At 47.6% G+C, this 11,449-nt stretch carries 9 protein-coding genes and 1 tRNA gene; 7 read left to right on the top strand and 3 right to left on the bottom strand.

Translation table 11 applies throughout. From position 1 onward, the window contains the following. Positions 1 to 44: 44 nt before the first annotated feature. Positions 45 to 1,454 carry an extracellular solute-binding protein gene (locus BRW63_RS07600; RefSeq protein WP_073070298.1) on the bottom strand — a complete coding sequence of 470 codons (1,410 nt, stop codon included), beginning with the start codon at positions 1,452 to 1,454 and terminating at the stop codon, positions 45 to 47. Between the two features lie 574 nt (positions 1,455 to 2,028). Here BRW63_RS07600 and BRW63_RS07590 point away from each other — a divergent pair. The 5 genes from BRW63_RS07590 to BRW63_RS29775 all read left to right on the top strand — a co-directional run bounded on the left by BRW63_RS07590 (position 2,029) and on the right by BRW63_RS29775 (position 7,575). Then, positions 2,029 to 3,381: an ABC transporter substrate-binding protein gene (locus tag BRW63_RS07590; protein WP_073070296.1), complete on the top strand. Its 1,353-nt coding sequence runs from the start codon at positions 2,029 to 2,031 to the stop codon at positions 3,379 to 3,381. Then, complete coding sequence (locus BRW63_RS07585; RefSeq protein WP_073070295.1) at positions 3,347 to 4,255, top strand: carbohydrate ABC transporter permease; 909 nt, start codon at positions 3,347 to 3,349, stop codon at positions 4,253 to 4,255. The genes BRW63_RS07590 and BRW63_RS07585 overlap by 35 nt, the downstream gene beginning before the upstream one ends. Before the next feature lie 88 nt (positions 4,256 to 4,343). Then, complete coding sequence (locus BRW63_RS07580; protein WP_083582760.1) at positions 4,344 to 5,216, top strand: carbohydrate ABC transporter permease; 873 nt, start codon at positions 4,344 to 4,346, stop codon at positions 5,214 to 5,216. 29 nt (positions 5,217 to 5,245) lie between these two features. Then, positions 5,246 to 6,391, top strand: a complete 1,146-nt coding sequence (locus BRW63_RS07575; RefSeq protein ID WP_073070294.1) for a trypsin-like peptidase domain-containing protein — start codon at positions 5,246 to 5,248, stop codon at positions 6,389 to 6,391. Between the two features lie 5 nt (positions 6,392 to 6,396). Further along, positions 6,397 to 7,575, top strand: coding sequence for an ABC transporter ATP-binding protein (locus BRW63_RS29775; protein ID WP_073070293.1), 1,179 nt, complete (start codon positions 6,397 to 6,399; stop codon positions 7,573 to 7,575). 474 nt (positions 7,576 to 8,049) lie between these two features. Here the strand turns inward: BRW63_RS29775 and BRW63_RS07565 are convergent, their stop codons facing one another. Continuing rightward, the gene (locus BRW63_RS07565) at positions 8,050 to 9,102 is read right to left on the bottom strand and encodes a molybdopterin-dependent oxidoreductase (protein ID WP_083582759.1); all 1,053 of its coding nucleotides are present in this window, start codon (positions 9,100 to 9,102) and stop codon (positions 8,050 to 8,052) included. Between the two features lie 201 nt (positions 9,103 to 9,303). On the opposite strand from BRW63_RS07565, the gene BRW63_RS07560 reads away from it, so the two are divergent. Continuing rightward, positions 9,304 to 10,818 (top strand): serine/threonine-protein kinase, encoded by a 1,515-nt coding sequence (locus BRW63_RS07560; RefSeq protein WP_073070292.1) that lies wholly within the window; start codon positions 9,304 to 9,306, stop codon positions 10,816 to 10,818. Further along, a complete protein-coding gene (locus tag BRW63_RS28175) occupies positions 10,815 to 10,958 on the top strand; it encodes a hypothetical protein (protein ID WP_181314364.1) in 144 nt (47 codons plus the stop codon). Before BRW63_RS07560 ends, BRW63_RS28175 begins: the two co-directional genes overlap by 4 nt. 169 nt (positions 10,959 to 11,127) lie before the next feature. Here BRW63_RS28175 and BRW63_RS07555 read toward each other — a convergent pair. After that, a tRNA-Gly gene (locus BRW63_RS07555) sits at positions 11,128 to 11,199 on the bottom strand. Between the last annotated feature and the right edge of the window lie 250 nt (positions 11,200 to 11,449).

Genomic DNA, 11,449 nt, shown 5'->3' with positions numbered 1-11,449 from the left:
TCAGCCCCCTAAATCCCCCAATTCTGGGGAACTTTGAACTCTGATTACCCACGATCGTCAAAGATACAACCCTTTTCATTCGGTGTACCCTCGATCGTTTTGAGCAAAATCCTAGTATCTCTAGCAGCATCTTGCATTTTTCTTTCAATCTCTGGATTCTCTTGAGTCAGAGCGGTATGGAGATATTTTTGTAAGATGCAGGTTGCTTGGGCGTATTGGGAGATAGCAGGACGTAAAACGATCGGGTGCGGCTTTTGATTTTCAAAGAAGTCTAGGATTGCTGGATAGTGACTGTACCGTTTGACGAGTTGTGAGTCCTTGAATAGTTCTCGCCTGGTGGGTAATCCATCGCTGGCAGCAAGAAAGAGTTTGCGCTGCGCTGCTGCACTGGTAAAGAATTGAACCGCTTGCCAAGCTTCTTCTGGATGCTGCGTTCTTTGAGCAATTCCTAATCCCCATCCTCCCTGACAGCCGCCACTCGTATAACCTGACGTATGAACCATCGGTTTCACACCAATTTTGTTGCGGATATTAGAATCTGTTAGATTAGCTCGCGGCAGAACATTTGACCAGTTTCGCAAGAAAGCGGCTTTACCTTCTAGGAATAGCTTGAGCGTTTCATCTTCCCGATAGGTTGTCAGTGTTTTAGGAGAAATGGGGTTTTGATCGAACATAGTGTCATGCAAAAATTGAACGGCTGCGATCGCTTCAGTTCGATCTAGCCCCACGTCCAGCTTTTCATTAATCCAGAACCCGCCATACCCGTGGAGAACTTCAACAAACATTGCTGAGAGGGCTTCCGATTGTCGTCCTTGCCAAAGATATCCCCAACGCAGTTCTTTGGCTTGAAGTTTCTGAGAACTGTCGATCAACTCCTCAAACGTCTCTGGTGGCTTCAATCCTGCATCTTTGAGTAGATCAGTACGGTAATAGAGCCAGCCAATATCAGAGCGGACGGGCATTCGATACAGTTTGTTTTGATATATTCCACCCTTGACATCATCGCTGAGAAATTTCTTCAACTCTGGATCGGTGGGTTGCATTGGTAAATCTCGAATCCATTGTTTCTTCGCAAATTCGGGAACCCAAATAATATCCATGAAAACCAAGTCGTAGAGAGGGTTTTCCTGATTGAATGAATCAATATACTGCTTTTTGACGGCTCTAGGATCTTGCGGCTTGATTGCATCTTGGTCACGAAGGTTTACCAAATCGATCGCAATTTTGGGATGGGCTGTTTCAAATTCGTCAATCAAAGACTGCCACGGTTGTGCCTCATTGTTTGGCACGACAAAACTGAGCGTGACTTTATGAGGATGCGATCGCGTCAAGTTCGACAGCATCCAGTTTGAAGTAACAAATATTAGACAAACCGCCAGCAACCCTAAGCCGATCGCAGCAAATCTAGGTCTTGGCCAAATTCTCTGTAGTTTGTCATACCACTGACTAGTCATGGTACTAGCCCCAGCAATAAAGTGAAGTGAATCTAGCCTAGCATTCGTTTGGGCGGCTTCATCCTAAAGTTCTTTAACTGCTCTTATCTGCCCCTGTTTGCTCTGGTTCTATTTCTGCTGCTCAGATATTCTAATGGAATGATATTTGCATCACAAATGCTAGACTTCCTGCATGAATACTCTGCCCTCGCCAACCCTTCTCCCCAAGGAACTGCTGTGTATACACAAATTGCTTTCAGTTCGGATGGCTGGGGGTCGCCCCCTAAATTCCCCATTCTGGGGGACTTTGACCCCAGACTTCCAGTCTCAAAGTCTCCCATTTTTGAGGGATTTAGGGGGCAGAAGCCGCTCAAAACGAAGCGAAATGACTTATGTATACAACGGTAGCCCGAAGGAGAGGGAACAAGAGAGTTCTGGCTCCCTTATTCTCAAGAAGGGTTGGCGATCGCTGTCCAAATTCATGCAGGAAGTCTACTAACGTTTGCGATTGTCGATGGCCTTACTTCTCCCCAGCCCACTAATGCTCTTGTTCATCCCCGGTAACAGCATTCACCCAGGATAAGGACACAGAATCATGATTCAAATCCTGCGCCGACTGAGTATACTCACACCGTTACTCCTGTGCCTTAGTGGGTGCAGGAGTAACGCGACTCAAGAGGGCACTATTCAAGTTTGGGTTCACACGGGTCAAGCCGCAGAGCGACAGACGATCGAACAACAGGTCGATCGCTTCAATGCATCGCAAACCGAAGCCAAAGTAGCGCTCACTTTTATTCCTGAAGGTTCATACAATGCTCAACTTCAGTCTGCATCGGTCTCAAAAGATTTACCGGATGTAGTTGAACTTGATGGGCCTTCAGTCTATAACTACATTTGGCAAGGAAATCTCATTGCGATCGATCCCTTACTCTCGCCGCAAATCCAGCAAGATTTGTTACCCTCAATCCTTAATCAAGGAACATATAAGGGGCGTTTATACTCCGTTGGCACCTTCGATTCTGGGTTAGGACTTTATGCTCGTCGGAGCCGCCTTGAAGCCGCTGGTGTTCGGATTCCCAAGGGCAATCAGGATGCTTGGACGGCTCAGGAATTTAACCAAGTTCTGGTTGCTCTTGCTAAACAAGATCCCGATCGGCAAGTTCTCGACTTGAAACTAAATTCTCGTGGTGAGTGGTACAGTTACGCATTCTTACCTCTAATCTACTCTGCGGGGGGACGGGTTGATCAGCCATCTGTCGATCGCTTCTTAAACAGTTCATCGGCTGTGTTTGCGATGCAGCAGATCCAGGGCTGGATTCAGAAAGGCTATGTCGATCCCAACGTGGATGATGCGTCTTTTGCGAGTGGTCGAGTTGCGCTGGCCTGGGGCGGACACTGGGACTATCAGACTTACGCCAAAGCCGCCGGAAATGACTTAGTGTTGTTGCCGCTGCCTAACTTTGGAAACGGCTCAAAAACGGCTCAAGGTTCTTGGAGTTGGGGCATTACCACTAATAGTAAGCAACCCAAAGTGGCGGCACGATTCCTAGAATTTTTATTACAGCCTGACGAAGTGTTAGCGATCGCAACCGCAAACAGTGCAGTCCCAGGAACGAAACGTGCAACTGCACAATCCAAACTCTATGCTAAAGGCGGGCCTCTTTCCTTATTCTCGTCTCAATTGCTAGCAGGACAAACGGTTTCTCGTCCTCAAACGCCTGCTTATCCGGTGATTACATCGACCTTCGAGCAAGCCTTTGCAGATATTCGTAATGGGTTAGATGTGAAGACCACTTTAGATAAAGCGGCAACTGCGATCGCGATCGACCTTCAAGACAATCAGGGCTACCCAGACGTTCATTCAGTGTCTTATCTTCCCATTTTTGGATTAACTTCCTCTAAATCTGAGAACCATGATCGAGCAGAAAACACGAAAACTCAACGATGATACTCGCGTTGCAATTAGTATGGCGGCTCCTGCACTAACCGGATTATTTCTATTTGTCGTCTTGCCATTTGCGTTAGCGTTGGTGCTTTCGTTTACAAATCTAAGACTGGGTTCGCCTTTACCCATTCAATTCTGGGGATTTGAGCAATATCGACGGATTTGGCTCGATCCTAGCTTCCGTCAGGCTCTACTCAACAATGCTCTCTTTGCGTTAGTGGTTGTGCCGATACAAACCACATTAGCCTTGGGGTTAGCTTTGCTGCTCAACCGTCCACTTAAAGGCATGGCAGTCTTTCGCACCCTATTTTTCATGCCCGTTGTCTTTCCGATGGCACTCGTATCCGTGATCTGGACGATTATTTATGCCCCTGGTGCTGATGGCATGATGAATGCGTTCCTCAAGTTTATGACGCTTGGTTTTTGGCAACCTAGAGACTTCCTGCATGATCCTGCCCTGGCTCTACCCGCTCTGATGCTGTTATCAATCTGGCAAGGCGTTGGCTTTCAAATGGTGATTGTGCTGGCGGGATTGCAGTCAATTCCAATCTCACTCTATGAAGCGGCTCGTGTGGATGGGAGCGATCGCTGGAATCAATTCCGCTACATTACGCTCCCTCAACTTCGGAACACACTCATCTTTGTGGTGTTGGTCACGACAATTCTATCGTTTCGCCTATTTGACTCAGTGCGAATTATGACGAACGGCGGGCCGGGTGATGCAACAACAACTGTAATGAATGAAGCGATTAAGGCGGCGTTTGATCAGCAAAAAATGGCAAAGGGATCAGCCATCACAGTGACGTTCTTTCTGATCGTGTTAGTGATTACTTTGTTGCAACGGCTGTTAGTTCAAGAAGAAAGAACGATCGAGTGAATATTAATTAGACTTCCTGCATAAATACTTCGCCCCACTTCGTGAGGAGGGCAGCAAGCCAGGCATCACAATTTAAGGAATTAATTTTATGAATGATTTGAATTCAACTCAGTGGATGTCAAAGCAATCGAATCAGCAATGGTTTAGAAAGATAGCAAGCTACCTTTTACTGACGTTCATCGCATTTCTCTTCATTGCGCCCATCCTGTTTATGATTGTTGGAAGTCTCAAACCTGATGAGCTAGTTTTATCCCAAGCAAGCACACTCAAGGCATTCATTCCGCAGCAGACTTCGCTTCAGAACTATCGGGATGTGTTTGAACGAGTCAAGTTTGAGCGGTTTTTCTTTAACTCGCTGTTCATTAACAGCACGATCGTATTATTAGGTTTGATCGTCAACTCGCTAGCAGGATATGCGTTTGCGCGATTGCGTTGGCGAGGACGATCGCTATTATTGCTGATCGTCATTGCATTAATGATTCTTCCGTTTGAAGCGATCGCAGTTCCCCTATTTTTCCAATTTACTTTTCTTGGCTTGCGAAATACCTACACGGCTCAAATTGTGCCATTTATTGCGAATGCGTTCTCGATTTACCTGTTTTATACCTTTTTTGCTGATTTGCCCAAAGAGTTAGAAGAAGCCGCTCGTGTGGATGGTGCGAGTCCGTTCCAAACTTTCGTCGAGATCATCGTGCCAGTATCAAAACCTGTGTTTGCGACGGTTGCAATTCTCACCTTCTTATCAGAGTGGAGGTCTTTTTTATGGGCACTGATGATTACGATCGATGAGAAAGTTCGTCCGTTGCCACTCGCGATCGCAACCTTTCAAACGTTGCCCCCGATTCAGTGGGGCGACATCATGAGCTTTGGTGTGATGATGGTCGCTCCCATTCTCGTGGTGTTCTTGCTGTTCCAAAAATGGTTTGTTAAAGGCGTTGCCTCAACCGGAACAAAAGGCTAAAAATCTAATCAAAATTTTGGTGAACTGCTATGAAACTCCTTGCAAAAACTGTTACTGTTTTGAATTCTGTTGCGATCGCGCTAGGGGTCACTCATCTCGCTTTCGCACTTGATCCAGTCACAATCTATCAACGATCTAGCCCTGCGGTTGCTGTAATAGCAGCACCAAACGGCAAGTCATTCAATCTCGGAAGCGGGGTTGTTCTGAACCCCAAAGGTTTGATTCTGACTAGTCAACACGTTGTTGGAAATAACCGACAGGTTTGGATTAAGTTAGCAGACGGCTCAGTTTATCAGGGCACTGTCGTGTCTCGCAATCCTAATGTTGATTTAGCAATGATTCAAATCCAGCCGAAGAAGCCGCTTCCAAGCTTGAAAATTCAAGCTGTGCCACCTCAAATTGGGCAGAAGGTGTACGCGATCGGAAATCCAAGCCCTAAGACAACTGGAACACTAGAGAGAAGCTTTAGTGATGGAATCGTGAGCCGAATCGATGGAAATGGTCTGATTCAATTTACGGCATCCGTTACCTTTGGCAGTTCTGGCGGGCCCTTGCTCAATGAGGATGGCTATGTGGTCGGTATTGTTAAGTCAGGTACTCCGGGAACAAATTTCAGTTTTGCGGTTCCAGTCGGTGCAATGAATGCCCTTCCAGGACGGCGCAGCACAGCCGGAGTACAAGCCCAACACATTAGTTACTATGTGACAGTAGGGCTTCTTCAACTCAGACAAAACAATTTTCAGAAAGCATCACAGGTATTTAGCGCCGGAATTCAACGGTATCCCAACAATCCTACGTTGTATACAAACCGAGGAATCACAAGACGCTTTCTGCGAGACTATCAAGGTGCCCTAGAAGACTTCGCCCGCTCCATTCAGCTTAGACCCACTTCTACGGCTTATTTCAACCGAGCCGCACTCTATGAATCGGAACTGAAACAGCCTCAACAGGCAATCAAAGACTACAGTGAAGCCATTAGAATCAATCAGGGCTGGGGCAGCACTATCACCTTCGGAGATGCGTTTTATCGCCGAGGTCGGCTTCAGGATCAGCAAGGCAACAAAAAAGCTGCGATCGCTGACTTCAAACAGGCAGCAAAGCTTTATTCACAACTCGGAAATCAAGAGCGATATCGGTCGGCGCTAGATCAAATTACGTTACTCACTGCTCAGTAAACATTATGGCAACTATCAAATTTCAGCATGTGTTCAAGGTTTATCCCAACGGCTACACTGCTCTCAAAGATTTGAGCCTAGAGATCGAGGATGGTGAGTTTCTCGTGTTTGTAGGCCCTTCTGGCTGTGGTAAGTCCACAGCACTCCGGTTACTCGCTGGGTTAGAAGAAATCTCAGCAGGCAAATTAATGATTGGCGATCGCATCGTCAATGACAACACCCCACAACAGCGTAACGTGGCGATGGTCTTTCAGAATTACGCCCTCTACCCCCACATGAGCGTTCGGCAAAATCTAGAATTTCCTCTCCGCATGATGCAACTCCCCAAACACCAGAGGCAAGCTCGAATTCAGGAGGCGGCGGAACGATTGGGACTGGTGGATCTGCTCGATCGCAAACCCAAGCAGCTTTCAGGGGGACAGCGGCAGCGAGTCGCGATGGGACGGGCGATCGTTCGAGATCCCGCTGTATTTTTGATGGATGAACCCCTGTCTAATCTGGATGCCAAGATGCGATCGCAAATCCGCACAGATATTACAATGTTACAAAGACGAATGGGCACCACAACTGTATATGTGACCCATGATCAAGTAGAAGCCATGACAATGGGCGATCGTGTGGCGGTGATGCGGGCAGGTGAATTGCAACAAGTTGCGCCCCCGCAAGACCTTTATGACCATCCCGCCAATATCTTTGTGGCTAGTTTTATGGGCAGTCCAGCCATGAACCTCTTTCGCACTCGGTTGCAAAAGCTGGAAAGTGGCACCTTTATGATTAATATGGGCGATCGCCCCTTGATCGTCAATTCTTCGACTGTCAACCGATATCAGAACTTAGAACACTATTATGATCAACCGCTGTTGGCAGGCTTGCGTCCAGAAGCATTTTTCCTGCCAGATGCCAATACTCCGGTTGATCAGTGCGTTCAAGTTGAAGTCATATCACTAGAAGCACTTGGACATGAACTGCTCATCTATGCTAAGGCACCTGCTACCCTTACGATCGAGGATAACCAGGCGGTTTCGATTACTAATAATAGGGACGACCCTGACGAACAAATGAGTTCTGTTTTAATTGCCCGTGTGCCTTCGTCTCGCAACATTCATCCTGACACTAGACTAAGCCTGGGAGTGGATACGAGTAAGCTATACTTCTTTGCTGTTGATGGAAAAGCAATTGAGTAGCGTCAGAATTATCGTTGACCCGGCAAAGTTGGGGTTTCAGTATTTTCATTGAGCGTACCTGATCAATGAAAATACTGTTCTTTTCTAGTAAGGGCTGAAACTCTCGATTTACATTGCCGTTTTCAGACCATCCCGCAACTACAGTCTTTTGCTGGAAAAGCTGCTCTTCCAGCGCCTCTCAAAATTCATGCAAATAAAGTTCTTGACTTTGACATTAAGTATAATTGCTTATTTAACGTCAGTTCGACAGAAGTAGTTCGCTCCGCTTGTGAATTCGGGCAGCCCCCTAAATCCCCCAATTTTGGGGGACTTCAAGCCAAAATTTCCGGTTCAAAGTCCCCCAGAATGGGGGATTTAGGGGGCAGAAGCCGCTGACAACGAAGCGAAAAAACTCGTCGAACTGACGTTTATTTATTACAAGAGTTGTGAACGAGGCGCTTGCAGATAAAGGCTCAGAATTTTTAGTCCGCATCCTCAAGTCTGCAATGTGACCTGAATTTTGAGAATTCCCGAACTGCCATCTTTACCATTAGCATCTTCTAGCGGCTGTTGTTGCCGATCGGACTTTGCCCGCGCCAATAACGTATATTTTCCAGGCTGTTGAGGTTTCCAAAGATAGCGCCATAATGTCCATTCATGGGGCGAGTTGGGGCGGTTTTGGTTGGCTTGACTCCAAGAAGCGCCATTGTCAGTACTGACCTCGATCGCTTGGATAGAACTAGAACGATCGAGCGCAACGCCTGCAAGCAAGACTCCTTTTTGCCAACCTGCATCTCCGTCTCGACTGACATTGACTTGATTCTGACGATTCCACACGCGAGTCTCTTGCACCTGCCGCATCAGCGCATGAGTCGGAATTTCCGCCGTGTTTGACCAGCCCTGATTCTCCCAAAATCCCGTTTTTGGTTTCGTGATTGCCTCAATTTCAACAATCCATTTAGGCTGTTTTTGTCCATAGTGCCCAGGCACAATCAGTCTCATCGGATAGCCGTGAGCAGCCGTCAGAGGCTCTTTGTTCATGCGATGGACTAAGCGAACATCAGCGCGCATTACATCGTCTACAGGCAGAGTCGTCTCATACCAATCAGCCCCTTTTAGAGCAAATTCTTGAACATCGGAGCGAACGCCCGCTTGCCTCAAAAAGGGAAGAAGCGGCGTTCCCGTCCAAAGTGCATTGCCGATCAGATTACCTCCGGCTGGATTGCCGATGCACTCCATTGTCAGGTGAAAGTCTTCTTGAGGCGCTTGCAAAACGTCTTGAAGCATAAGAGTTAAGGGCGTTTCGACGGCTCCTTTAATTTTGAGCTGCCACTGATCCGCTTTAACCGTGGAAGGCAACGCATAAGACTGAACATAAAACTCCTCTAGTGGCGTGATCAGGTGATCAGGCAGAGGGGTTTCTGGGTTGATCAGACTCAGGAGAAAGAGCGGGTCGATCGACTTTGACTGACAGCCGCCTAACACGCTAGCTGCAATTAGCCCGCCAGAAGCTTGAAGTAGGTGTTTGAGAAGTTCTCGACGATTCACGGGTTAAAAAGGTGACGTTGTGCTTAATCTATCTTTACTGATTGTCTAACATTCGGCGCGCAACTGGTTTGAAAGGCGGAAAGAGCCGATCGCCAAACTGCCCATAATCGGCTGACTTTCGCGAGAGGAGGATGCTAAATTTGTAGGGCGCAATTCCGGTCGATCGCTTAAAATACTGGACTATCTGTTCGCCCCACTGCTATGCACTCACCGCTTCCTGATGGCACCGTGATTCAAAACCGATACCGCATCGAGCGCGTGTTGGGACAAGGAGGATTTGGCAGAACCTATCTGGCGATCGACACCAATCGCTTTAATGAGTTCTGTGTGCTCAAAGAATTCGCCCCGCAGGATCAAAGCGCCGCCAATCTGCGAAAGGCAGAAGATTTGTTTACGCGAGAAGCAGGCGTGCTTTATCAGCTTCGCCATCCTCAAATTCCGCGCTTTCGAGAAATGTTTCGCGTGCATTATCTCGATCGAGAACTCCTATTTCTCGCCCAAGACTACATTGAAGGCACCACCTGTGAAGCTTTGATGGATGCCCGCTCAGGGCAGGGCTTTAGCGAGGCAGAAATCCTGCAATTGTTGCATCAAATTTTGCCAGTGCTGACCTACATTCACAGTGCCGGAATCGTGCATCGAGACATTGCGCCAGACAATATTATTTTACGATCGACCGATCAACAACCCGTCTTGATTGATTTTGGGGTGGTCAAAGCGCTGGCAAACAAGCTCGCGCAACCCGCCGCTAGTAGCCAAACGCTCGTGGGCAAACCGGGCTATGCGTCTCCTGAACAACTCCAGGCAGGAACGGCAAATCCGAGCAGCGATTTGTATGCGCTGGCAGTCACTTGCATTGTGCTGCTGACCGGACGAGACCCCAAATCACTTTATGATCCGATCACGTTAACGTGGATCTGGCAGCGCTATGTGACAGTCAGTCCAGCAGTCGCCGCTATTCTCAATCGGTTGTTGAGCTATAAACCTAGCGATCGCTATTCCTCTGCAAGCGATGTTCTGGCAGTTCTTGCGCCGATCAAAATTCAACCCGTTCCGGTTGCTCAACCTGCTGTCACACCGACTTCTCTCACTCACCAGAACACGTTAGCGTTAGTTGGGCGAAGACGAGTCACTACTGTAGTGAGAAGCAATCCTGCTGGACAAGCCATCTCAGGAAATTTACAGCAAAATCGACGATCGCCGCTAGATGCAATCCTCTATATCCCCGTCTGGATCGTCAAAGGAACGGCTTACCTGATCGGAGCCACCGTTCGAGGAGTCTTCGGAATCGTCAAGTTCACCGTTTGGGGAATTTTTCAACTGATTTATCGACTGATTATTTTTGGTCTGGTGATGGCGCTGTTGGCGTGGGCAGTGCCGCAAATTTTAGCGTTAGTTCCAGGCATTGCGCCCGCGTTAAAGCTGGCTCAAGGTTCAAAGCCCACCGCAAAGCAGTCTCAAGGCGGTGACTTAGAAACTCGCTGCCAAGAATTAGGACTGGATTATGCGGCTTTTGTGCGATCTGTCAATGACCAGTTTTACACCAAATATCCCGATCAAAAAGGCAAGCTCTTAAGCAATGACGAAAAAGATCAAGCGATGCGAGACGAGTGGTATGCGATCGCAGATGAAGTGTTAAAGAAATCGGGGAAGGGCGACAAAGGAAATTTGCTTCGCGATCGTCAGTTCGTTAAAAAAGTTGCCGAATCTGAATGACAACTCAGCCTCACGATCAGTTTACAAAAGAGCTTTTAGGCGAGTTGCTGGCTCCATTCGGCGAAGTTGAGCCTGACCTCGCGATCAAAGGGCTTGAATTTGCGCGATTTCTCGATTCGGACTACTTCCACTGTTGGTAGACTTCGCACAGGGAACCGACCTTAACTCTGACGGTGGCTTCTCCGCCAAGATGGCAATCTCTGGATGCAGCGTGACTAAGCGCTACAGCCCTAACGCTCTTGACAGAAAATATTAAAAAAGTGCCTAGAAAGTCTTTGGAACTAAGACTGACAAGCACTTTTTTTAGAAAGCGGGTGACGCGATTCGAACGCGCGACATTCACCTTGGCAAGGTGACGCTCTACCACTGAGCCACACCCGCATTTAATCCACTTCTTAATTTCGCAGATTGCCCCAGGTTTGTCAACCCCTTTTGACCAGCAGAGGTTTCACCCAGCAAATTTAGCCGATCCTCACTGAGAGAATCTCTCCTTAAAAGATCGTGGATCAATAATATCGATTACTTGCAACGTCAATGGGCACGGCAGTGCCATGTCCTTACACCGATTCCTACTTTATTTAATTCACGATCCTAAGTGACTGAGGTCGATACAATAGTGACAACCCTTTGG

Origin of the sequence: Phormidesmis priestleyi ULC007 (assembly GCF_001895925.1) — a bacterium.
Classification (GTDB): Bacteria; Cyanobacteriota; Cyanobacteriia; order Leptolyngbyales; family Leptolyngbyaceae; genus Phormidesmis_A; species Phormidesmis_A priestleyi_A.
The sequence above is the reverse complement of the archived record's forward strand: the minus strand, read 5'-3'. Positions and strand labels throughout refer to the sequence as shown.

Excerpts from the sequence above, each read along its gene's own strand:
- BRW63_RS28175 (WP_181314364.1), top strand. The coding sequence starts at position 10,815 with ATGACAACTCAGCCTCACGATCAGTTTACAAAAGAGCTTTTAGGCGAG.
- BRW63_RS07590 (WP_073070296.1), top strand. The coding sequence starts at position 2,029 with ATGATTCAAATCCTGCGCCGACTGAGTATACTCACACCGTTACTCCTG.
- BRW63_RS07585 (WP_073070295.1), top strand. The coding sequence starts at position 3,347 with ATGATCGAGCAGAAAACACGAAAACTCAACGATGATACTCGCGTTGCA.
- BRW63_RS07575 (WP_073070294.1), top strand. The coding sequence starts at position 5,246 with ATGAAACTCCTTGCAAAAACTGTTACTGTTTTGAATTCTGTTGCGATC.
- BRW63_RS07580 (WP_083582760.1), top strand. The coding sequence starts at position 4,344 with ATGAATGATTTGAATTCAACTCAGTGGATGTCAAAGCAATCGAATCAG.
- BRW63_RS07560 (WP_073070292.1), top strand. The coding sequence starts at position 9,304 with ATGCACTCACCGCTTCCTGATGGCACCGTGATTCAAAACCGATACCGC.
- BRW63_RS29775 (WP_073070293.1), top strand. The coding sequence starts at position 6,397 with ATGGCAACTATCAAATTTCAGCATGTGTTCAAGGTTTATCCCAACGGC.
- BRW63_RS07600 (WP_073070298.1), bottom strand. The coding sequence starts at position 1,454 with ATGACTAGTCAGTGGTATGACAAACTACAGAGAATTTGGCCAAGACCT.